General features: G+C 69.1%; 20 protein-coding genes. 10 read left to right on the top strand and 10 right to left on the bottom strand.

Features of this window, described 5'->3' with window-relative positions; all coding sequences use genetic code 11:
• Window positions 1–12 precede the first annotated feature (12 nt).
• Window positions 13–537 carry a prepilin-type N-terminal cleavage/methylation domain-containing protein gene (locus tag HRU76_05760; GenBank protein QOJ17108.1) on the top strand — a complete coding sequence of 175 codons (525 nt, stop codon included), beginning with the start codon at window positions 13–15 and terminating at the stop codon, window positions 535–537.
• Between the two features lie 11 nt (window positions 538–548).
• Here HRU76_05760 and HRU76_05755 read toward each other — a convergent pair whose 3' ends face one another.
• The 5 genes from HRU76_05755 to HRU76_05735 all read right to left on the bottom strand — a co-directional run bounded on the left by HRU76_05755 (window position 549) and on the right by HRU76_05735 (window position 8,760).
• Complete coding sequence (locus HRU76_05755; GenBank protein ID QOJ17107.1) at window positions 549–2,516, bottom strand: HAMP domain-containing histidine kinase; 1,968 nt, start codon at window positions 2,514–2,516, stop codon at window positions 549–551.
• Window positions 2,513–3,244, bottom strand: coding sequence for a response regulator transcription factor (locus HRU76_05750; GenBank protein ID QOJ17106.1), 732 nt, complete (start codon window positions 3,242–3,244; stop codon window positions 2,513–2,515). The genes HRU76_05755 and HRU76_05750 overlap by 4 nt, the downstream gene beginning before the upstream one ends.
• A 156-nt stretch (window positions 3,245–3,400) precedes the next feature.
• Window positions 3,401–5,260 (bottom strand): VWA domain-containing protein, encoded by a 1,860-nt coding sequence (locus HRU76_05745; protein QOJ17105.1) that lies wholly within the window; start codon window positions 5,258–5,260, stop codon window positions 3,401–3,403.
• Window positions 5,261–5,311: 51 nt separating this feature from the next.
• Window positions 5,312–7,627 (bottom strand): VWA domain-containing protein, encoded by a 2,316-nt coding sequence (locus HRU76_05740; protein QOJ17104.1) that lies wholly within the window; start codon window positions 7,625–7,627, stop codon window positions 5,312–5,314.
• Between the two features lie 287 nt (window positions 7,628–7,914).
• Window positions 7,915–8,760 (bottom strand): MBL fold metallo-hydrolase, encoded by an 846-nt coding sequence (locus tag HRU76_05735; protein ID QOJ17103.1) that lies wholly within the window; start codon window positions 8,758–8,760, stop codon window positions 7,915–7,917.
• Between the two features lie 63 nt (window positions 8,761–8,823).
• On the opposite strand from HRU76_05735, the gene HRU76_05730 reads away from it, so the two are divergent.
• Window positions 8,824–9,270 (top strand): PEGA domain-containing protein, encoded by a 447-nt coding sequence (locus HRU76_05730; GenBank protein QOJ17102.1) that lies wholly within the window; start codon window positions 8,824–8,826, stop codon window positions 9,268–9,270.
• Between the two features lie 106 nt (window positions 9,271–9,376).
• On the opposite strand, the gene HRU76_05725 is transcribed toward HRU76_05730, so the two are convergent.
• Window positions 9,377–10,051, bottom strand: a complete 675-nt coding sequence (locus HRU76_05725; GenBank protein ID QOJ17101.1) for a hypothetical protein — start codon at window positions 10,049–10,051, stop codon at window positions 9,377–9,379.
• A 456-nt stretch (window positions 10,052–10,507) separates the two neighbouring features.
• Between HRU76_05725 and HRU76_05720 the strand changes: the two genes are divergently transcribed.
• Window positions 10,508–12,697, top strand: coding sequence for an FdhF/YdeP family oxidoreductase (locus HRU76_05720; GenBank protein ID QOJ19119.1), 2,190 nt, complete (start codon window positions 10,508–10,510; stop codon window positions 12,695–12,697).
• A gap of 165 nt (window positions 12,698–12,862) precedes the next feature.
• The gene (locus HRU76_05715) at window positions 12,863–13,507 is read left to right on the top strand and encodes a bifunctional 4-hydroxy-2-oxoglutarate aldolase/2-dehydro-3-deoxy-phosphogluconate aldolase (GenBank protein ID QOJ17100.1); all 645 of its coding nucleotides are present in this window, start codon (window positions 12,863–12,865) and stop codon (window positions 13,505–13,507) included.
• Between the two features lie 250 nt (window positions 13,508–13,757).
• Here HRU76_05715 and lipA read toward each other — a convergent pair whose 3' ends face one another.
• On the bottom strand, window positions 13,758–14,729 hold the full coding sequence (gene lipA, locus HRU76_05710) for a lipoyl synthase (protein QOJ19118.1): 972 nt from the start codon (window positions 14,727–14,729) through the stop codon (window positions 13,758–13,760).
• Window positions 14,730–14,957: 228 nt separating this feature from the next.
• Here lipA and queC point away from each other — a divergent pair, with 228 nt between their 5' ends.
• From queC to HRU76_05695, 3 genes are all read left to right on the top strand, one after another.
• Window positions 14,958–15,680 carry a 7-cyano-7-deazaguanine synthase QueC gene (gene queC, locus HRU76_05705; protein ID QOJ17099.1) on the top strand — a complete coding sequence of 241 codons (723 nt, stop codon included), beginning with the start codon at window positions 14,958–14,960 and terminating at the stop codon, window positions 15,678–15,680.
• 95 nt (window positions 15,681–15,775) lie between these two features.
• Window positions 15,776–16,459 (top strand): 7-carboxy-7-deazaguanine synthase QueE, encoded by a 684-nt coding sequence (locus HRU76_05700; protein QOJ19117.1) that lies wholly within the window; start codon window positions 15,776–15,778, stop codon window positions 16,457–16,459.
• Window positions 16,460–16,492: 33 nt separating this feature from the next.
• Window positions 16,493–16,954 carry a 6-carboxytetrahydropterin synthase gene (locus tag HRU76_05695; protein ID QOJ19116.1) on the top strand — a complete coding sequence of 154 codons (462 nt, stop codon included), beginning with the start codon at window positions 16,493–16,495 and terminating at the stop codon, window positions 16,952–16,954.
• A 246-nt stretch (window positions 16,955–17,200) separates the two neighbouring features.
• Here HRU76_05695 and HRU76_05690 read toward each other — a convergent pair whose 3' ends face one another.
• The gene (locus HRU76_05690; GenBank protein ID QOJ17098.1) at window positions 17,201–17,620 is read right to left on the bottom strand and encodes a DUF393 domain-containing protein; all 420 of its coding nucleotides are present in this window, start codon (window positions 17,618–17,620) and stop codon (window positions 17,201–17,203) included.
• A gap of 204 nt (window positions 17,621–17,824) precedes the next feature.
• Here HRU76_05690 and HRU76_05685 point away from each other — a divergent pair, with 204 nt between their 5' ends.
• Window positions 17,825–18,601 (top strand): ComF family protein, encoded by a 777-nt coding sequence (locus tag HRU76_05685; GenBank protein QOJ17097.1) that lies wholly within the window; start codon window positions 17,825–17,827, stop codon window positions 18,599–18,601.
• Window positions 18,602–18,762: 161 nt separating this feature from the next.
• Window positions 18,763–19,815: a Gfo/Idh/MocA family oxidoreductase gene (locus HRU76_05680; GenBank protein ID QOJ17096.1), complete on the top strand. Its 1,053-nt coding sequence runs from the start codon at window positions 18,763–18,765 to the stop codon at window positions 19,813–19,815.
• Between the two features lie 52 nt (window positions 19,816–19,867).
• On the opposite strand, the gene HRU76_05675 is transcribed toward HRU76_05680, so the two are convergent.
• Complete coding sequence (locus HRU76_05675) at window positions 19,868–20,362, bottom strand: hypothetical protein (GenBank protein ID QOJ17095.1); 495 nt, start codon at window positions 20,360–20,362, stop codon at window positions 19,868–19,870.
• Window positions 20,363–20,501: 139 nt separating this feature from the next.
• Entirely contained in the window at window positions 20,502–20,987 is a 486-nt protein-coding gene (locus HRU76_05670) for a flagellar biosynthesis anti-sigma factor FlgM (GenBank protein ID QOJ19115.1), read from the bottom strand.
• A gap of 232 nt (window positions 20,988–21,219) precedes the next feature.
• Here HRU76_05670 and HRU76_05665 point away from each other — a divergent pair, with 232 nt between their 5' ends.
• Window positions 21,220–22,488 carry a hypothetical protein gene (locus HRU76_05665; GenBank protein QOJ16072.1) on the top strand — a complete coding sequence of 423 codons (1,269 nt, stop codon included), beginning with the start codon at window positions 21,220–21,222 and terminating at the stop codon, window positions 22,486–22,488.
• Window positions 22,489–22,526: the final 38 nt, after the last annotated feature.

The following is a 22,526-nucleotide window of genomic DNA, read 5'->3' as shown; positions in this document are numbered from 1 at the left end:
GGACCCTCTTCCGTGACAACGCGCTACGCAGCCATCATGACGCTCGCCCATCGCCGGGCCTTCACGCTGGTGGAGGTGCTGGTCGTGGTGGCGATCATCGCCGTCACCGCCGCCGTGGTGCTGCCTCGACTCACGGACGACGCCGTGCTCCGTCTCCGCGGGGCCGCGAGCATTCTGATTTCCGATGTCGAGTACGCCCAGGTGCTTTCGATCAGCCATCCGGACAATCCCGTCGTCGTGCGGTTCGACGCGGCGAAGTCGCGCTACTGGCTGGCCTACGCCAGCGCGCCGGACGCGCCCCTGAATCGACCGGGGACAAATCAGCCCTATGACGTGACCTTCGGGCAGGGCCGCGCCGCGTCGGTGGGCGACATCGGCGTGAGCGTGCAGAACATGCCGGGCGAGACCGTGGCCTTCGACGCCTCGGGCGGGCTGGTGGACTTCAGCGCCTCGCCGCGCATCACCCTGACCGTGGACAATCGGACGCTGACCCTCGTCATCGCCCCCATGACGGGGTCGATTTCGGAAGAGAACTGATCCGACCCGCGTTACCCGACCACGGGCACGGTCAGCCGGAAGAGCGCTCCACGCCCTCCATCGGGCGTTGGTTCAAGCGTCAGACGTCCGCCCAGCGCGTGGGCCAGTTCGCGCGAGAGCGCCAGCCCCAGCCCGACGCCCGGCGTCGGGGCGCCGGGTTCGATGGCGCCGCGGTCGAACGGCTCGAAGATTCGCCTGGCCATGCCGGGGTGGACCCCCCGGCCGTGGTCGCGCACCGAGATCACGAGTCGCTGGCTCTCCAGTCGGGCGGTCAGAGTGATGATCGCCGCGGCATCCGCCGTGAGGCCGTACTTGCAGGCGTTGTCCACCAGGTTGACGAGGATCTGCCCGATCGCGTCGGCATCGGTCGCGAACGTGCGGGCTTCCGAGGTGGAATCCGACGATCCTTCGATCGACACCATGAGCGTGGCGCCGCACTCGAGGGCCCGGCGCTCCAGCGCGGAGCGATGCCGATCGATCAACGAGTGAAGGGTGAGCGTCTCCAGCCGACGGTCGGCTCGACCGTCCTCCACCTGGGCGTAGGCCAGCACGTTCTCGACCAGCCCCGCCAGACGGGCGGATTCGTCCCGCAGCGTGCGGTGATACTCGGCCTGGCGGGCGGGGTCGTTCACCATGCCTTCCGCGAGCATTTCCGAGTACATGCGGAAGGTGGTCAGGGGCGTGCGCAGTTCGTGCGTCACCGCCGAGGCGAAGCGGCTCCGGCGGGCGCCGAAGTCGATGACCGAGCGCAGCGTCAACCCCGCGGCCAGCGCGGCGAGCAGCACCGCCGCCCACGCCAGCGCCAGCGTGCCCCGTGCCGGCGAGAGCAGCGGCGACGACACGGACGGCGCGGGCGGGGCTTCCACCACCGCGGGAATCGAGGCCAGCATCCACGGAGTGCTGGCGCTCTCCGCGGCGCCGCGGACGCCCGTCGCGGAATCGTGCGACGGTTCGAGCACCGGCGTCAGCCCGATGCCCGGCACCAGGTCGCTGGCTTCCTCGATCAACGCCGCACGGATGCGGGGCCAGTCGGCGAGAAAGCCCTGGAACAGGTCCGTCCCATTCACCGTGACGCGGCGCATGAACAACAACTCCGGCTCGACGGACCCGGGGAGCGCCTCGCCCGTTGTCGCCGCGCGCTGAGCCCACACCGCCACCAGCGGGCCGATGGAGATCGCGTCGTCCGTTGAGGCGTTGATCGATCCGCGCTGCTGATCCAGCCACTGCAGGTTGCTCAGCCCGACCTGCGAGGGCTCCTCCAGCTGCCGGGCCCGCTGGCTGGCTTCACTGCGCTTCTGAAACTCGGCCTGGTTGAGCGCCTGCTGCACCTGCTGCTGGCCGCGCTGCTGCGGGGGAAGCGACCAGTACGCGCCCGTCTCCGCCCCCGGCGCTCCGGGCGGCGCCGGTGGAATGGGCGGCGCGGCCGAGGTGACGAATGACTCCTGCACGCGGCAGGCGATGAACACGTCGTTGGCCTGCACCAGTCCGCGCACCCGTTCGAGCAGTCCCGACTTCGCCAGCAGCGCATCGGAGTCGTTCTTCGATTGCCACAGGTCCAATTCGTTGCCCGTGGGCACCTGGGGCGACGTCACGCCACCGTCCGGGGCGATCTGGAAGTGCAGCAGGATGTAGTCGCTCTCGAACGAAAGCAGCGGCGAGGGCGTGAGCACGTCGCCAGGCGGAATCTCGCTCAGATACCGCGTGTACGCGGTGTCGTTGGAGTAGAACGCCAGGTACTCGAAGTAGGGCCTTGCCGCCTCGCGCCCCAGGCGCGGCGAAAGCCACGAGTCCATGCGCCACAGGGCCAGGCGCAGCACCGCCTGGCGATCCGCCTCGGCCCCGGCGAGCGTCGCCTGACGCTCGATGCGCAGCACCAGCAGCGAGACGCCGGCCATTGCGCTCAGCAGGAGCGCCACGCACAGGGCGTAGACGATCCACCAGCGTCGGCCGGTGCGGGGCGTGCCTCGCGCCCGCGTCACGGCGTTCCTCCACGGGCGGCGACCTGAACCTCCACGCCCTCGGCGAGCATGTAGCCCTTGGCTCGCACGGTGAGGATGAACGCCTCGCCCTCGCCGTCGTCCACCTTCTCGCGCAGGCGGGCGACGTGCATGTCCACCGTGCGGGTGGCCAGACCGCGCGGGTCCAGGCCCCAGACGCGGTGAAGCAGTTCGTCACGATCGACGGCCCGCGTGCGGTGAACCGCGAGATAGCGCAGGATGGACGCCTCGCGCTCGGAAAGTTGACGCCGCTCGCCCCCGGGCAGGGCGACCTCGCGCCGGTTGAGATCAATGGACCGTCCGTTGAGTCGCAGGCGGCTCACATCCGTGCCGCGCTCGGGCGATCGGCGCAGCACCGCCTCGATGCGGGCCAGCAGTTCGCGCGGACTGAAGGGCTTGACCACGTAGTCATCCGCCCCGCCGGACAGCCCCTGCACGCGGTCATGCTCCGATCCCTTGGCCGTCACCATGATGACCGGCAGCGTGGGGTCGATGCGGCGCAGGTCGCCGAGAATCTCGAAGCCGGTGCGCCCCGGCAGCAGCACGTCCAGCAGCACCAGGTCCGGTCCGCCTTCCACCGCGGCGTCCACGGCCCTGGCGCCGTCCGCGCATTCCTGCACGCGATAGCCCGCGAAGGTGAGGGCGTCCACCAGCCCGCGCCGGATCGGGGCGTCATCCTCAACGACGAGAATGGTCTGGCGGGGAGGCATGGGGGGAGAAGGGCTGATGGAGTTCCGAGTTCCGAGCACCACGTGCTGACGGGTGACGGCCTCTCAAGTGTACGTGAAGCCGGGCGGCGCGACGGTTCACGCCGCGCCGCCCGATGGAAGGAGCACACCACGGACGCGCAGGGAGAACCCGGCGTGTCAGCACCGCAGATCGACGAAGGCGACCGGCTTGCCATCGACGATCGCGATCACGATGACGTTGCCGGAGACGTGTGCGAACGCCTTGCGGATGACCGCGGCGTACTCCGCATCCAGCGTTCTCAACGCCGTCTCGAACGCGGGATCGAGGTAGATGGCCATCACGGGATACCCCATCCCGTACTCCCGCTGGGCATGACGCGGGTCGGCGCGGTACTGATCGGCGAGGCGCTTGTCCACCCACACGCCGTCCACCGCGACGAAGCGTTTCTCCACGTCCGCTCGCGCGGCGGGGTCGGCGATGTCGGTTGACATGCGAATGTCAGTTGATGTCGAGGTCGGCTGGATCGCCGCCACGCGTCCAGCGGTCGTGGCGGCCTCGTCCTGCTGTTTCGCCGCCGGCGCCAACCGATGCCACGTCTCGCCCACGCGCACCACTGCTTCCGCGTCCAGTGCGGTCGCGGCGGCCTGATGCGTCTGGGGCAGCTGCTTGAGCACGGCGTCGTACTCGGGGGTGCCGCGTTCGATGGGCTTGATCTCGCCCGCCTTGCCGTCACGCTCCAGCTGCATGAACTCGTTGGCGTGAACGGTGTCGATCCACCGTCCGGCGATCTTGACGAACAGGTGCGCCGAGCCCAGGTCCACCGGCTTCATCGGCTCGCCGGGCTCCGTCTTCGGCTCGGCGGCATCGGACTTGAAGGAGAACCCGCGGGCCGCCGCCTGCTCGCGCACGATGTTGCGCACCGCGAAGTCGAAGCTCCTGCTCTCGTCCACCGCCTGGCGCTTCTGCCACTCGGTCACCCATGCCTGGCGCTGCGTGGTCAGGTCGGTGATCTGCTTCTGGATGGCGGCGCGGGCGGTCTGCATCTCGTCGAGGTACGCCTGACGCTGCCCAGCGGTCATGGCGCGCATATTGACGGGCAGATCCTCGTCCTTCACCTCGGCGAGCTTGATCTCCTGCCTGCTGCAGGCGTCCACCAGATCCCACGAGCAGTGGTACATGGCGCCGCCCTTGGTCTGGGCGCGCTGGGCGGCGGCTTCGGTGTTGAGCGTCTGGGCGTTGGCGTCCTGGCGCATCTGGTTGGCCCAGCCCGCCTGCCCCTGGGCGCCGAAGGGAATGTACGTGGCGTTGACGGCGGAAGAGAGCATGGAGAGCGCCGCGTCGTAGGGCGTCTCGATCACCACCGTGCCGTTCTGCTGGTCGATGGCGGCGTACTGGCCGTCCGCCAGCGAGGCGATCTCGCGCCAGCCGGAAGCCACATCCGGCGCATCGCTGCCGTACACGCAGTAGATGGGGTTGACCATGATGCCCCTGGCGATGGCGGCGCGGCACTGGTCGCGGAAGGACGCCTTGGGATCCTGGTCCGCCGACTCGTTGCCGGCCACGAAGATGATCTTGAGGGCGTCGTCCGAGGGGTTCCAGTCCAGTTCCTGCACCGCGGTCTGCACCACGCGGCCCACGTACTCATCGCCGCCGTTGGTGGTGAGCCCGAAGAGCAGCTCCGACACCTTGTCGAGGTCTTCAGTGAAGCCGGTCTGCACGTGAACCCAGCCGTTCTCCGCCGGGTGGCCCGTGTTGCCGTAGGTGATCAGGGCCACGCGGAGTTTCGGCGCGGGGGTGGCCAGGGCCAGGTCATTGACGATCGACCAGAGTTTCTGCCGCGCCGCGTCGATCAGTCCGTCCATCGAGCCGCTGGTGTCGAGGCAGATCGCCAGCTCCACGACGCGCTGCCTGAGGGCGTCGTCGCCGGCCCGCTCCTTCTCGCGCACGCGAACCGATTCCTGCGTATGGACGAAGGTGGGGCAGCCGAGCGAGAGAATGCCGGCGAAGAGCGACGTGGTGAGAAGGGTGCGTGACATGGGGAGTTCCTTGGAGTGGGTTGTCGGTGATCGGTTGTTGGTTCTTGATGGTCAGTTGTCGGTGCGGCGAATCAGCACGATCTGGCCGTTGTGGTGCAGCAGGATGTCGCCATCCAGCGAGGCGCATCCCTGGCGGTTCTGCGCGATCAGGTCGCGCACGATGTCGAAGTGCTCGTCGCTGCCGAACTCGACGGTGCGCTGCGGCTCGATGGCGCCGCGGCTGGCCACGATCTGCGCGTCCACCCAGGTCTGCCCGCGCTTGAAGAACGCCTTGTCGTTCATCTGCTGGCAGGTGGTGATGGTCACGCTCTCCATCTGGGCGTTCCAGTAGCGGTTGTCGGCCTTCAGCTGCAACTGCTGCTTGCCCTCGATCAGGTTCTGTCCCTGGCTCACCGCGGCCAGACCCGATCGGGTGCGAATGGCCTTGGTGTCCAGCTCAAAGCGGCAGGCCTCGACGAGGTTCTCCCAGTCGCCCAGGTTGGCCCCCTCGGTGGCCAGGAAGGCCGTGTACTCGCTGAGGATGCCGAACTCGGTGGAGAGCCGAACGATCTCGTCGATCAGTTCCTTGTAGCGGGCGTCGGAGAGGATCGCGGTGTTGGAGGAGAGCGGCGTGCCGGGTGTGGCCGCGCCTGCCTGGCGGATTTCATCCACCAGCCACGCGATGCGGCGCGCCGCCCACAGCCGCGGCACGAAGGCGTTCTTCGTCGTCGCCTCGTCGAAGTTGAATGAGAACGTGAAGGTGCGCTGGCGGCCCAGGAAGTTGCCGGCCAGCTCAAACGTGACCGGCTGGTTCTCGCGGTACTGGCCGAGCAGCACGATCTGGTCGCCCTCGAACACGTCGGGCAGCGCGCCGGGGATCAACTCGCGCAGCAGCGCGGTGGAGGGCTGCCCGTCCTTGCCGCGCGTGGTGAGCGACAGGTCCGACAGCACCGGCCCGTAGAGGCGGCGGAAGACCTGCCCGACCTTCACCTCCACGTCCTCATCCGGCAGGATGTATGTGGTGCGGGCGCGGGAAACGTCGGCCAGCCGGTCCAGCAGCGGCACGTTGACATCCGTGCCCACGCCGAAGGTGAACACGCGGCGACGGTGCTCGTTGTGCTGCTCCACCAGTTCACGGATGCGCACCTCGGACGTCTGCCCCACCGTGGGCAGACCGTCGGTGAGGAAGAGCACGATGGGAAGCGTGCCGGCCGTGGGCGGTTGACGCAGCGCCTCCACCAGCGCGTCATGGATGTTCGTGCCCCCGATCGGGCGCAGGGATTCGAGATACTCGCGGGCCTTCAGCACATTGGCTGCGGTGCGGGCCACGGGGCGCTCGGCGAATCGCTCGGCGCGGGTGGCGTAGTCGATGATATTGAAGTGCTCGCCCTCGCCGAGGGCCTCGACGATCTGCAGCGCGGCGGCTCGCACCTGGTCCATCTTGCGCCCGGCCATCGAGCCGGAGCGGTCGAGCACCAGCGTCACCTCGCGCTTGATGGCCTGCCGCTCGGCGTCCACCGTGGCGGGCAGCCCGGCGAGCAGGAGGAAGTACCCGCCCCCGACCTTGGGGTCGGGATAGGCGAAGAGCGTCGCCGTCACGCCGTCGCGCTCCAGCAGGTAGGAAAGCCGGAACGCCCCTGGCGCGGTGGCGGATTCCGCGGTGGTCGAGAGCCGCACATGCCGGGCGCTCTGGCGATCTTCCTTCAGCGCATGGCTGGGCGAGTAGACCATCGAGATCGGCGTGGTCGCCTGCACATCGACGGTGATGTTCCACGGCACGGTGGCGAGGAGCGACTCGCTGCGCGGCAGCAGATAATCGAAGCGATTGCCGTCGCCCTCCAGGATCGTCTCGTAGGTCAGCCGGATGCGCTGCGTGCCATTGGGCTCCACGGGAAAGACGCTGGAGCGGATCAGGTTGTACCCGGCGAACTCCAGCAGCGCGGGGTCGCGCATCTGGGCGACGATCTGGTCGTAGACGCGGCGGGCCTCGTCGGCGCGGAGAATCTGCACCGTGGGCTCGGCGGCGGGGCCCTCGAACATGAAGTCGCTGACCGCCGCGTCGCCCGGGATGGGCAGCAGCAGGATGGATTCCTGCCTTGCATTTGACGTGTTGACGAGGCGGATGTCGAGCGTGGTGGCCGCCGTCTGCTCGCGGATGCGCACGAGCGCGTCGATCTTCTCGATGATCACCGCCGCGCGGCGCCCGTGCCGGTTGTGAATGGCGAAGCTGCGCGTCTGCGGCATGATGACGTGCGAGGCGCCGCCCCACGACGCGGGCGGTTCGGCGGTGTACTGGGCCGCAACCACAGGCCCGGCGAGCATCGCCCCCGAGAGAGCCAGGGCGGAAGTCAACGTCCGGAAACGACGGAAGGGGGCGAAACGTGTCATCCGGCTGCTCCGTGGAAATGGTCAGATGAAGCCAGGCGGGCGATCGAAGCTGATCGCTCCTGCGAAAGAACATACGGAGCCGCAGGCGAGCCGTGCGCAACGGGCGTGTAACGGGTGACGCCGGGACTTCGTGTGCCACGGCTCTGTGAGCCGTGCGGTCGTGCAGTTGCGTCCGACATCGCGGCTGATCCGCCGCGCGGGTCGGCTCACGTCAGGACCGCTTCTTTCGTCGGAGTCTCTTTTCGCGCTCGCACGGCCGGGACGGCCGTGGCACACCGGACACGGCGTCACCCGCCGCGCAGAGTCAACCCGTCGTACGCCAGCGACATCCCCTCGGGCAGTTTCGGATCGAGGTCGGCGTGACGGATGTCGTGCGTCATGTGCGTGAAGTAGGTTCGACCGGCCCCGATGCGCGTGGCGGCGTCGATCGCCTCGTCCACCGTCATGTGCGTGGCGTGGGCGCGGTAGCGCAGCATGTCCAGCACCAGCGTGCGCAACCCCGTGAGGCGCGGCCAGGTCTCGGGCGGAATGGCCGACACATCCGTGCAGTACGCCAGCGGCAGGATCGACCTGTGTCCGGCGTCATCCGCCGCATCGACCGACTCGATGCGGAATCCCAGCACCGGCAGCCGCCCATGCAGCAGGTTGAGCGGCGTGAAGCGCAGCCCGTGCAGCATGATGGGCGTCGCCGGGTCGATCAGGTGAGGCAGAAGCGTGGCGACGAACGAGTCGTTGATGTTGCGGTCGCGCTCGAAGATATGCCGGTAGATGCGGTGAAGCGTCTCCATGGTGTGGCCGTCGGCGTGGATGTCGATGGGGGCGCGCATCACCGCGTTGAAGCGCCGGACTTCATCCAGTCCGAAGGTGTGGTCCACATGGTTGTGCGTAAAGACGATGGCGTCGCAGCGGTGGAGCTTGTGACGCAGCGCCTGCTCGCGCAGATCGGGCGTGGCGTCGATGAGGATGACGCGGGGCTGGCCGTTGCCGTCGGTGAAGCGCAGGCACGCCCCGCAGCGGGTGCGCTTGTCACGCGGGTCGGGCGAGCGGCAGACCTCGCAGTCGCAGGCGATGATGGGCACCCCCGCGCTGGTTCCCGTGCCGAGGAAGATGAACTCCAGGTCGCGAACCGGCATGGGGGAGTGTACGGCGGCTGGCTGATTCGCCCGCCCCCCGCGATGATCTGGTACAATCCACCCATGCCCGTCTCCTGGTTCGCATTGAGGTTGATCTGTCCGGCGATGCTCGCCTCGTTGGCGTTGGCCAGTTCGATGGGCTGCGTCCGCCGCACCATCTTCATCACGTCCGAGCCGGAAGGCGCGCTGGTGTACCTCAACGACACCGAGGTCGGGCGCACGCCTGTTGAAGTGGACTTCCTCTACTACGGCGATTACGACGTGCGTCTGGTCCACCCGGATCGCGAGCCGCTGGTGACGATGGGCAAGGCCCGCGCCCCGTGGTGGGACACAATCGGTCTGGACCTGATCGCCGAAGCGGCGCCGGGCGAGCCGCACGCGCGCATCCACTGGCACTACGAACTGCCTCCAAAGAGCGACGACCCCGCGGCGCTGCTGGAGCGCGCCAGGGCGTTGCGCGAGCGCGTGGGTCCGGAGTCAGGGGAAGCGTCGTCCACCAGTCAGAACTGAGGATCGCGGGCGGGACGCCCGCGCCACTGGGAATCCCCCGCGCCACGGAAAACCCCCGCGCTCCTGGGAACGTCCGCGCTGTTGCGGCGTTTCTTGTCGTCGTCCGTCACCCGCCCGAGCCGAGCATCTTCTCCACCGTCGCCAGAATGCGCCGCTCATACGCTTCGTCGCGGGCCACGGGCGTCCAGAAGGCGTTGGGTCGCGTCGCGTCGGCGTCGCCGGGGCCGTAGGTGAACTGGGACGAAATCCGACGCGACCACGTGGAACGGCGGTCGCCCGTGCGGTAGTGCCGTTCGATGGTGACGATCGCCACCAGTCGCAGGGGCCCCGCGTGCGTGGTCAGGTCGATGGGCGCATCCGCCGCGCCGGATGGGTCCGCCCCGGTCAGGGGCTGGTCCGGCGTCAACGCGACCGGGGGCTGGTCGGCGGGGGCGAACTCGAAGCGCACCCGTCGCCGCTCAAAGTGCAGCGTCTGCTCCCACGCCTGCGTGGAGGACGCGGCGTCTGCCTTCCACGGCTCGAAGATGCTGCCGGAGGGCCGGGCGTCCGTCTCGATGACGCCTGACCGCCGATCGCGCAGGGTGGCGGGCATGCCCTCGCGCCGGGCGGCTTCGACGGCGGCGTCGAAGGCCTCGGCGTAGCGCGAGCCGTCCACCATCACCACTTCGGGCCCGGAGTTGGAGGCGCAGCCGCCCAGCCCGACGACCCAGATTGCCGCCAGCCCCGCCGGAACCCACGCATGAAGGAGCGACCAACCTGTCCGCCGCCGTGAACGAATCATGATGGGCATCGTACAGCCGGTCGGTCGGACGTGCCAGTGTTGGAGCCGGAGGGTGTGTCCCTCGCTGGCGGCGGTTCCGCGTTTCATGGGGTTCACGATCCGATCCCGTCTGGTACGCTCTTGGACATGCATCGTCCTTCCGCCGCAGGCGGCTGGCCCGCCATCTGGTACACGATCAGGAAGGCCCGCGCCGCGGGCGGGGTGTGGCGCATGCTGCGGGCGCTGCGCTCGCGCAACGCCTGCAAGACCTGCGCCCTGGGCATGGGCGGGCAGAAGGGCGGCATGGTCAACGAACTCGGGCTCTTCCCCGAGGTGTGCAAGAAGTCCGTGCAGGCGATGGCGGCGGACATGCAGGGCCGCATCGCCCCGCGGTTCTTTGAGACGTTCTCGCTCGATCAACTGCGGGCGCTGACTCCCCGCGAACTCGAGGCCGCGGGGCGGCTGGTCGAGCCGGTGATGATGGAGACCGGTGTGCCACGGCTCTGTGAGCCGTGCGAGCGTTCCGCCGAAGACGATGGAATCGCGAAGACGCCGCCTGGTCGGACGGGCGAGTCATCGGTGCGTGGTTCAGGATCGGACCATCTTGGCGCGGTCGGCACGGCCGCGGCACACGCTCGCAGCGACTACTACCGCCCCATCGCGTGGGATGAGGCGCTGGACACCATCGCCCGCGCGCTGGCGGCGGCGCCGCCCGATGAAACGTTCTTCTACTTCAGCGGGCGCTCCAGCAATGAGGCCGCGTACCTGCTGCATCTCTTCGCGCGGCTGTACGGCACCAACAACATCAACAACTGCTCGTACTACTGCCACCAGGCCTCGGGCGTGGGGCTGGCGAGCGTGACCGGCTCGGGCACGGCGACCATCACACTGGAAGATCTTGATCGGCTGGGCGACGGCGATGTGCTCTTCCTCATCGGCGGCAACCCCGCGTCCAACCACCCGCGCTTCATGCGCACGCTTGTCGAGATCAAGCGGCGCGGCGGCTCGGTGGTGGTGATCAATCCGCTCAAGGAACTGGGACTGCTGCGCTTCAAGGTGCCCAGCGACCCACGCTCGCTGCTGTTCGGGTCGAGTATCGCGGATGAATACCTGCAGCCGCACATCGGGGGCGACATCGCCCTGTTGACGGGGCTGGCGAAAGCGGTGCTGGAACTGGGGGCGGCGGATGCCCGCTTCATTGACGCCCACACCGAAGGGTTCGCCTCGTTCGAGCGGCTCGTGCGAGGGACGGCATGGGGGGTGATTGAACGAGAGAGCGGTGTCAACCGCGCGGACCTGGAGCGCGTGGCGCGGCTCTACGCGCGGGCGGGCAACGCGGTGTTCTGCTGGACGATGGGCATCACCCACCACGCGCACGGCGTGGACAACGTGCGCATGATCGCCAACCTGGCGCTGCTGCGAGGCATGGTGGGCCGCCCGGGCGCGGGCCTGCTGCCGCTGCGGGGACACAGCAACGTGCAGGGCGTCGGCTCGGTGGGAGCCGTGCCCGCGCTCAAGCAGCACATGCTGGAGAAGATCGAGCGGTACTTCGCCGTCACCCTGCCGCGCGGGCCGGGGCTGGACACGCTCGAGGGCATCGAGCGCGCCGCAGGGGGGAAGCTGCGCGTGGTCTTCTGCCTGGGCGGCAATCTCTTCGGCTCGAATCCCGATGCGGCGTACGCGGCGCGTGCGCTGGCCAACGTCGATCTTGTTGTGTATCTCTCGACCACGCTCAACACGGGGCACGCGTGGGGCGTTGGACAACGCACGATGGTGCTGCCCGTGCTGGCGCGGGATGAGGAGCCGCAGCCAACCACGCAGGAGTCGATGTTCAACTTCGTGCGTCTGAGCGACGGGGGCCCGCGCCGGCTCGACGGCCCGCGCAGCGAGGTGGAGATCATCGCGGAACTGGCCAGACGGACCTTCGCCGCGCTGGCAGAGCGTGCGAGCGGCGACGGCGGGCGGCGCGACCTGGGCGACGTTGATTTCGACCACTTGCGCGACCACGGCGCAATCCGCCAGGCGATTTCCGCCACCGTGCCGGGCTACGCGCCGATTGGCGCGATTGATTCGAGCAAGCGCGAGTTCCACGTGCAGGGTCGCGTGTTCCACGAGCCGGTGTTCGCCACGGATTCCCGCAAGGCCCGATTCCATCCCGTGGCGATTCCCGCGTTCGGCGTGACGAACCGGGCCACCGACGATCGACAACCGACACCCGAGAACCGACATTCCCCCGCCCTCCGCCTCATGACCATCCGCTCCGAGGGCCAGTTCAACACCGTGGTCTACGAGGAGGAAGACCTCTACCGCGGGCAGGAGCGTCGGGACGTGATCCTCATGGCCCGCGAGGACATCGAGCGGCTGGGATTGCGCGAGAATCAGCCGGTGGACGTGCGGAGCGACACCGGCGTGATGCGCGGCGTGCTGGCGCGGGCGATCGACATCCGCCCGGGGAATGCCGCCATGTACTATCCAGAGGCCAACGTGCTCGTGCCGCGCGCGGTGGACGGCGAGTCGCGCACCCCGACGTTCAAGCACGTGCGCGTGACCGTGATCCCCGCCGACTCATCGAACCGCGACCGTGGGGGCGCAGCGTCCGCCGCCGCCAGCCCCGTCATGCTCACCGCGAGCGCCGCCTCGACGCGGCGTTCCATGCGTGCCTGTTGAGCGTCGTGGCGTTGTGCGTCGCGCCGCGTGATCGCCGCGCCCGTACGATGGGGGGCGTCGCCGCGAGCCCGCACGAGGCGGAGCGCCCGGCCGCCCTCGAATCCTCGACTCTCGGCGGGCGACCGAGGCCAGCGGCTCCTTCACCCGATGCGGATCAGCGAACCCATGACGTCCGATGACTTTCTTCGTTTCTTCTCCGAGGCCCGCGCCAGCGCGATTCTGCGCACCAACCTGCGCGACGCCGCCGCCCCGGCGATGGAGGCGGCGATCCGAGGCGGGTTCCGAGTGTGCGAGTTCACGCTCACGGTGCCGGGCGCGCTGGACCTGATCCGCGAGTTTTCGAAGCGGCCGGAGATCGTGGTGGGCGCGGGCACGGTGCTGACGCCGCAGGAGGCCCACGCCGCCGTGGACGCCGGGGCGGTGTTCCTGGTGTCGCCGGTGGTGGACGAGGCGGTCATCGCGGCGGCCCTGGAGCGCGACGCGGCGGTGATGCCCGGCACGTTCACGCCCACGGAGATGCTGCGAGCGCACCGGGCCGGAGCGCGACTTCAGAAGCTGTTTCCCGCGCCGGACAGCGGCCCGAAGTACCTCAAGGCCGTCCTCGGCCCGATGCCGTTCCTCAACGTCGTGCCCACCAACGGCGTGCATGAGAACAACGCGGCGGCGTGGCTGAAGGCCGGGGCCTTCGCCGTGGGGTTCGTGAACACGCTCTTCGACCCCAACGACCTGGCGGCGGGCGACTACGAGCGGGTCGAGCAGCGGGCGCGGGCCGCGATCGGCGCCGTGGGGCGCGGCAAGACAAGCGGGTGAGCATGCAAGGCCGCCGCGTCGCCGCCCACGAGCATGTACTCAACTCCGATCGAGCCGAGTCACCGCAAGAACTCTTCGAAGTCGGGCGGTCAGCGGATCGTAACCGTACATCTGCTGCCGCAGGAACTCCAGCGCCGCCAGGCGCTCCTCGACGGGTCGGGTGAGCCAGTGCGCGGGGTGTCATCCGGGTCGTGCATCGACACGACGGAGAGATGCGTGCGGTCGAGTCGAAATGCGTCGAGTCCGTCGCTCATGCCGGGCGCCTCGCTGTTCCACCCTTCGCCCCCGCGATCAGGCGCTCCATCATCTCCACGGTCTCGCGTCGGTCGGGGCTCAGACGCTCGGCCTGCTCCTCGGCGTGGTACGAACTGCGCACCAGCGGGCCGGACTCCACGACGCGGAAGCCCAGCCGCAGCCCCTCGACCTTGTACGCCGCGAACTGGTCGGGCGTCACCCAGCGCGAAATCGGCAGGTGGTTGCGCGTGGGCTGCAGGTACTGCCCGATCGTGAGAATGTCCGTCTGGGCGCGCTGGCGAATGTCGCGCATGAGGTCGAACACCTCGTCGTCCCGTTCGCCGATGCCCACCATGAGGCCGGTCTTGGTGACCAGCCCGGCGTCCCTGGCCTGACGCAGCACCTGCATGGTGCGCTCGTAGCGGGCCTGCGGGCGCACGGCGGGGTGCATGCGCTTCACGGTCTCGAAGTTGTGGGCGAAGATTTCCGGGCGCGCGGCCAGCACCACGCCCAGAGCTTCAGCATCACCCTTGAAGTCGCCTGTCAGCACCTCGACCGACATGTGCGGGCACGATTCATGCACGCGGCGGATGGTTTCGGCCCAGATCGCCGCTCCGCCGTCCGGCAGGTCATCCCGATCGACGCAGGTGATGACCACGTGTTTGAGCCCCATCAGGGCGAGCGACGCCGCAACTCGGCGCGGCTCATCCGGGTCGGCGGGCAGCGGCTTGCCGGTCTTGACGTTGCAGAACCCGCACGATCGTGTGCAGACGTCGCCCAGGATCATGATGGTGGCGGTGCCGCGGCTCCAGCATTCACCCATGTTGGGGCAACTGGCTTCCTGGCAGACGGTGTGCAGCCGGTGCTCATCGACGATGGCCTTGAGCCGGTTGTACCCTTCGCCGCCCGGCACCCGGGCGCGGAGCCAGTCGGGCTTGCGGCCGAGGCGCACGTGGTTGACGGGCGACTGCGCGTTGTTGAGCACCATGCCGGTGAGCGACAGCACGGGCGGGCCGACGTGCCGGGCCGTGTCGCCCCCCAGCGGGCGGGGGTGGCGGGCCAGCGTGCGGGCGATGGCGGCTTCACTCGGGGCGCCGGCGCCGCCGGGAGTCGATGAACCGGCCGGCGAAGGAGGAGTGGAGGGGTCCGGCGACATGCGGGAAAATCATAGGAAGATGGTGAGTCCGAATCCCCGCCCCTATTGTTCCGGAGACCCGTGGATCGCACCCCCTCCCAACCCGCGGAATCGAATCCCCGGGCCGTCGTCCTGCTTTCCGGCGGCCTGGACAGCGCGACCACGCTGGCCATCGCCCGATCGGAGGGGTTCGAGTGTCACGCGCTCTCCTTTGACTATGGCCAGCGTCACCGTTTTGAACTGGATGCCGCCCGGCGCATCGCCCGGCAACTGGGCGTGGCGCGTCACGTGGTGATGGTGATCGACCTGCGCTCCTTCGGCGGCAGCGCGCTGACCGACCCTGGCGCTGAAGTGCCCCGCGACGGCGTTCCTCCCGGGATCATTCCCGTCACCTACGTTCCCGCCCGCAACCTCGTATTCCTGTCGCTGGCGGTGGCGTTCGCCGAGCCGCTGGGGGCGCGGGATGTCTTCATCGGCGTCAACGCGCTGGATTACTCCGGTTACCCGGACTGCCGCCCGGAGTTCGTGGAGCAGTTCGAGCGCGTGGCGAACCTGGGCACGAAGGCGGGCGTCACCGGCAGCCCGCTGCGCATCCACGCGCCGCTGGTGCATTGGACCAAGTCGCAGATCATTCATCGCGGGACGGAGTTGGGCGTCGATTACGGGCTGACGTTCAGTTGCTACGACCCGGATGCGCACGGCCGCGCCTGCGGGCGGTGCGATAGCTGCCGCCTGCGGGCACGGGGGTTTCTCGAGGCGGGCGTGGAGGATCCCACCGAATACGTCGGCGGGGTGGCGCCATGAGCGGGCGCGATGGATCAGAACGACCGACCGGGGATTCGATCGCCGCAGGGGTCGGGGCGTCGCACGACGCGGGGCATCGCGCCATCCACAACGCGATTCCCATCGCCGAGACGTTCACGTCCATCCAGGGCGAGGGCAGACTCGCCGGAATGCCGTCGTTCTTCATCCGCGTCAGCGGCTGCAACCTGCGCTGCGCCTGGTGCGACACGCCCTATGCAAGCTGGAACCCGGAGGGCGAGGCACGCTCGATCGACTCCCTGGTGGATGAAGCGCGGCGGTCGGGCGTGCGCCACGTCGTTCTCACCGGCGGCGAGCCGATGATCTTCGAGCCGGTGACGGAACTCACGCGCCGACTCCACGAGGCGGGGTTTCACATCACCATCGAGACAGCAGGCACGGTTCTCCGGCCCGTGACGTGCGACCTGATGTCGATCAGCCCGAAACTCGCCAACTCGACCCCCGGCCCGGAGCATGGCGCCTGGTTGAAGCGGCATGAGGAACGCCGCCTCAACATCGAGCCGCTGCAGCAACTGATCGACGCCCACCCCGAGCGGCAGCTCAAGTTCGTCGTCGCCCGCGCGGATGATGCGGCGGAGATCGAATCCCTCCTGGCCCGCCTGCGCGGATGGGCGAAGGAGGACATCCTGCTCATGCCCGAGGGCGTCACCCCGCCGGACGAGGCCAGGCGGCAACTGGTGCTGGGGCTTTGTCTCAGCCGCGGGTGGCGATACTGTCACCGTCTGCACATCGAGCTCTTCGGCCACCGCCGCGGCACGTGATTCCCCGTGGCGCATCCGACGCCTTCCACGTCCATGAAGTACCGCATCTGCAAGTCGTTCCACGTCGAGACGGGCCACGTGCTCTCCAAGCATCCGGGTCGCTGCCGCTTCCCCCACGGGCATTCGCGGCGGGTGGATGTGGTCGTGGCCAGCGACCGGCTGGACGAGCGCGACATGGTGTGCGACTTCAAGGCGATCAAGCTGGCGCTGAGCGAGTATCTTGACCAGTTCGATCACGCGCTCGCCGTCAACAGCCGCGACCCGCTCATCGGGCGGCTCAAGGGGTCGGAGCAGCGGCTGGTGGTCTTCGACAACGTCGATCCCACCACCGAGGTGCTGGCGAAGCGCCTGTTCGATCATCTGTCCGCGGCCATCGCGTCGGGGCAGGTGTTCCACGATGACGAAGGCGCCGCGTACCCTCTGCCGCGACACCTGGTGCTGGAGCGCGTGCGCGTGACCGAGACGCCCACCTCGTGGGCGGAGTACGGTCTGTAGCGACTGTCCTGGAATTCCCAGAGGCATATGGAACCGTGGGGCCACCGAGGCGGCGGGGAGAAATCATCCGCGATTCCGACGTCCGTGCTCTCCGCGGCTTGGCGGTGAATGCGGGAATCGGGAGAGTCTCTCGCATCTGGTGGTGAACTGACGCACACAGGCGGGACGCCTGCGCCACTGCAATCGGGTTCACAGGCGGAATGCCCGTGCCACTGACGCCTCGGACTCGAGCGGTGCGCACCCGCGCTACGGCCGCTTCGCCGCGACCGCGCAGCCACTGGTCGTGCAGACCGTCGCGCTGCGAGAGAATCGATACCGGTTCCGCGCGACCCAGTTGTACAGGCGATCGAACACCCATCGCAGCCCCGGCAGGTAGTACACGCTGGCCAGCCAGCCCGTCCAGCGGCGGGTCTTGAGTGCTTCCGCCGCGGCCTGCGCCCCCGACACGATGCGGCCGTCCGGAAGCACCAGCTGCATGGCGCGGTCGCATTGCTCCCGCGTGAGCGAGGGGTACCGCTCCAGCACGCCTGGTTCGGAGGAGCTCACCCGCACCAGCGATCCGCGCCGGACCCATCGCACCAGCCGGGCGGAGTTCCGCTCGCAGAAGGCGCATCGTCCGTCGTAGATCAGCACCAGCGTGCGAGAATCGTCGGGCGGCGACCACATGGCGGACTCCCGAAGCACCCTCGAATGGTAGGGGCACGATGACGTCACGCGAGCGGAGTGCGGTGGGAAGCCATGACAGGAGAACGCGGGGGTGGCGCGGCGCTCCGCGTCGCGGGCGTTCTTGACGCGAAAAGCGTCGCCGTGGAAGGCGTGAGGCGGCCTCTGTGGGCTCAACGAGCGCCCCATATCCGCTACACTGCCCTCATGGCGGGGACGCTGGTCCGATGCCGCGATGCCGTGGATGCGCTGGTGGAGCGCGTGTTCGGGCTGTCCTGTCCGCCGGTCCATCGCGCCATCAGGCAGGCGGGTTTCGCGCCGGATGCGCCCGCATCGTGGTGCCCGCGCTGCGGCGGATCGGTCGGTCCGGGTGAGGGCGGAGCGGATGGATGCGCCTCCTGCCGCGACGAGCCGTCCATCGCCGACGCCTTCGTGCGGCTGGGCGTCTACGACGGCCCGCTGCGCGACTGGGTGACGGCGGGCAAGTATGATGGGTGGAGCGAGATGCTCGAAGCCCTGGGCGCCCTGCTGGGGCGCGCCGTGGCCGCTCAACACGCGCTCGAGCCGCGCCGCTCGATCATCGTGCCCGTGCCGATGCCGTGGCAGCGGCGACTGTACCGCGGCATCGACCACACGCGCCTCATCGCCGACGGCGCCGCCCGCGAGATGAAGCTGGAGGTCGCCTGCGTGCTGCGCAAGCGCCTGGAGCCGGCCCAGGCCTCGCTGTCCGCCGCCGAGCGACGGCGTCCGCGCAAGGGCTGGATTGTCGCGAGAAAGCGCTGGGGCGGCTGGCCGCTGGCCCGCGCCACGGTCGTCCTCATCGACGACATCAAGACCACCGGCGCGACGCTGCGAACCTGCGCCAGGATGCTGCGCGAGCTGGGAGCGGTCCGCGTCATCGCCGCCGTGCTCGCGGTGGCGGACGAGAAGGGGCGACGGATGCGCACGCCGGGTGGTGCGGCGGGGGATCGGATGGCTTCCTGACCATGCGGCGCCTCGGGCGGCCGCCCGGTCGAGGCGCGTCCCTCGCGGCGTCAGGGGCCGCCTCGCGCAGGACTGTCCCGTCGTGGCGGATCGCCGCCGGACGAATACAGTGCCGGGTCGCCGCGTCGGCGAGGGTTCGACCGGATGACACGGAGCGACCGATGACGCCAGCCATCCATTCTCCCCGCTCACCCATTCCCTGCGGCGTGATCGGCGTGGGGCGCATGGGCCGCCACCACGCCCGCATCTACTCGCAACTTCCGGGCGTGAACTTCCTCGGCGTCGTTGACCGCAACCCCGAGCGTGTGCGCGACATCACCGGCGAGTGGGGCGGCGCCGGGTTCGACAGCGTGCGCGCGATGATCGACGCGGGCGTGAAGGCCGTCACCATCGCCACGCCCACGGTGCATCACCGCGCCGCGGCGGAGGAGCTGCTGGCGGCGGGGGTGGCGTGCCTCATCGAGAAGCCGCTCGCGCCCGACGTCACCGAGGCGCGGGCCATCGCCGACGCCGCGGCGAAGAGCGGCGCGGTGCTGCAGGTGGGCCACGTGGTGCGCTACGACCCGGTGATGCGGGCGATTCGCGCCATCGAAGGCGTCACGCCGCGCTTCATCGAGGTCGATCGCATCAGCCCCATGACCTTCCGCAGCGTGGACGTGGGCGTGGTGCTGGACATGATGATCCACGACCTGGACCTGCTGCTCATGTTCATGGGCGGCGTGGAGCCCGAGCGCGTGGACGCCAACGCCGTGTGCGTGATGGGTGAACAGGAGGACGTGTGCAACGCGCGGCTGACGTTTCCGCCCGGGCCGGACGGAGTGCGCTGCGTGGCCAACGTCACCGCCAGCCGTCTGGCGCTCAAGACGGAGCGGAAACTCCGCATCATTTCCGAGGACTGCTACATCTCCGCCGACTTCGTGAAGCGCGAGGGCACGGTGGTGCGCAAGACCGCCAACGCCGAGCAACTGGCCCGCGTGCGCGAGCAGCTCAGGCAGGGCGCGGACCTGTCGAGCGTGAACTACCTGGAACTGGTGCAGGTGGAGCCGCTGAAGGTCGATCCTGCCGACGCGCTGACGCTGCAGATTCAGGACTTTCTGGCGGCGGTGCGGGGCGAGAAAGAGCCGCTGGTGGACGCCGAGGCGGGCTTCGCCGCGGTGCGCACGGCGGAGCGGATCGTGGCCTCGGCGCGGGCCAACGGGGCGCGGATGGTGTGAGCATGGATGGGTGGGGGAGCGGACGTCTTCGCCTGCCGACCTCGCCAAGCCATCACACGAACAGCGTGTACAGCGTGTTGGGCACGCTGGCCAGTCCCGCCACCTTGATGAGAAACGTCACCGACCCCAGCCACAGCGCGTTGGCCAGTCGCAGCCGGAAGAGCGCCGCCACCAGCGACAGGTGCGTCAGTGCGATGGCGCCCGCCGCCAGCGGCCCGGGGGCGCCGCTGGCCTGCGTGTCGAGCAGGTAGTGCAGGGCGTCGACGGCCGCATAGCAGCCGCCCAGCAGCAGGGCGCTCGTGCGCACCCGTCCCGCACCCCCCGCCCAGGCGTGCGACGCCGCATGCAGGGCGATCAGCCCGAAGAACAGCTGCAGCGCGAAGCCGATCGGATAAGCGAAGGCCATGCTGGAGCCCCGGCCCTGGACCTCCGTCCACAGTGTGAACCCGCCCGCGACCAGCAGAAGCACGGCGGCGACCACCACGCGCCGTCGCGCCGCGGCGGAAGCCGGGTCGATCGCCTGGGGCATGGGGTGGGGCGGGGTCACGCGCGGCGCTCCGTCGGGACGATGGGGGGAGATCGTACGCCCCGGCGTGCCGGACGCGCGACGGCGCCGACTCAAGAAAACGGGGCGCCGCACTGCTGCGACGCCCCGTGGGGTGGATCGGTGATGGATACGGCGCGGCTTACTCGGCCAGATCCTCCAGCAGTCGCTCCAGCGCGGCATCCACCTGGGCGTCGGTGGGGTACTCGCCCCGGGCGATGGCTTGCCGAGCGGCTTCCACGCGGTCCTGACGGATGTCCGGCAGCCGTCGCAGCTCTTCCAGAAGCACGGCTCGGTCGGACAACTCGACGCGATCATCGCGATCGAGTTTGATCTCAATTGGTGTCGTCGTGGGCGCGTGGGCTCTTCCGGCGTGCCCGTTCAGGTGTGAACGGGACACCTGCCCGGGCGCACCCGCCGGGCCGATCGGCGCGAAATCTGACATCGAACACTCCCTTCGGGCTATCGGTTTCGTGAGGACGCTTCCGCCACCTTTCTCCTCACGCATTGTCCCGCGGTCATGGCGGTCCGGCGGGCAGATCGTGGCCCGTTGCTCCGCCATATTGATCGGTCCGGCTGTCGAAAACGCTTGAACTTTGCCCAATTCATCCACAATCGCGCAACTCATGCCGATTCCGTGATTTGCAGACGATCCGAAGAGCAAACCGCTGACATGTCCCGTCGTGGGACACGTCAGATTCCCGGTTCCTGCCCGACGATGCGGCGGGATTCGTCCGCTACACTGTCCAAGTCATGTGGAGGACGTGACTCGGCGGCCGTATCGGCGGGTCGAAGGACCGTGACGCCGAGCACACGGGTTGCGCGAATCGTGTCGGGCGGGCTGCGTGGACCATGTCGGCATGGTGCGATTCCCCGTCGGGTGTGATGTCATGATTCTCGTCGCTTCGACAGGTCGATCGCTTCGATGGGTCGTCGCGGGATGCGTCGCCGCGATCGTGCTGGCATCGTGCGGCGATGACGGTTCGCGGACCAGCTCCATCGATTCCAAGTCGCCCACCACGAACTTCGTGGACGTTCACACCACCAAGATCATCACCGCCGAGCAGGTGATGCGCGACCGCGAGCGCCTCAAGCAGCGTGAGAAGGAACGGGAGATGCTGCTCGCCCAGCAGAAGGCGGCCGACCAGGCGGCGCGGCGCGGCGGAACCCCCGGAATCCCCGCCGGAACCCCCGGAACCCCCGGAACTCCCGGAACTCCCGGACCAGGCGATGCGACCACCACCTCGCGCAACCCCGTCGCCTCGCCGGGTGGAAGCGGTGGGGGGGGTGGGACCGGCGCCGGTGCGGCGCCCCGCGATCCGACCGTGGCGTCCGGCGCGGGCGGTGGAAGCGGAGGGAGCGCGGCCCCCGGTCCCATGACGCCCCGTCCCGTGGATCCCGTTGCCGGCGGCGGTTCCGGGGGTTCTTCCGCAACAGGCGCTTCAGCAGGTGAACCGGAGACGGTGTGGACGGTCGTGCTGGCCACCACCACCGGCGACGGTCATGCCCAGCAGGCCCTGGCGGTGGCGAACAACATCCGCGCCGCCGCCCCGCAGGTCGGCGACCTGTGGCTGCACGGCTCGGAACGCGGGTCGATGGTCCTCAGCGGGCGTTTTGGCTCGGTGGATGATCCCGCCGCCCAGGCCCACCTGCGGTTCATCAAGGAGATGCGTGTCGAGGATCGCACGCCCTTCGTGGCGGCCCGGCTCGCACCGGTGCGGCTGGGCCAGTCGAACGCCGCCCACCCGCACGACCTGCGGACGCTTCGGCGTCAGTTCCCCAAGGTGGACCCGCTCTACACGCTGGACGTGGCGGTGTGGATCGCGGAGGAGAACGACGCCTCGTGGCGCGACTGCCGTCGCCGCGCCGAGGCCTACGCCGCCCAACTGCGCGCCCAGGGGTACGAGGCGTACTTCTACCACGACGAGACGCAGCGCATCACGTCGGTCACGGTGGGCAAGTTCGACCGTACAGCGGTGAACCCGGTGAGCCACCTGTACACCCCGGACGTGCGCAAACTGATGGCGCAGTTCCCGCAGCGGCTGGTGAACGGCGAACCGATGATCGATCCCAAGTCGCGCGTGACGCAGCAGCCGGCGATGGTGCGCGTGCCGGTGAAGCTGGATTGAGTCGCTTGTCCGACTTCGACTCCCGCTCCCCTGGGAGA

The sequence above is a fragment of the Phycisphaeraceae bacterium genome, from assembly GCA_015709595.1.
In the GTDB taxonomy this organism is placed as follows: domain Bacteria; phylum Planctomycetota; class Phycisphaerae; order Phycisphaerales; family SM1A02; genus CAADGA01.
Note: the sequence above shows the minus strand (reverse complement) of the source record. Positions and strands in the feature narration are given on the sequence as shown.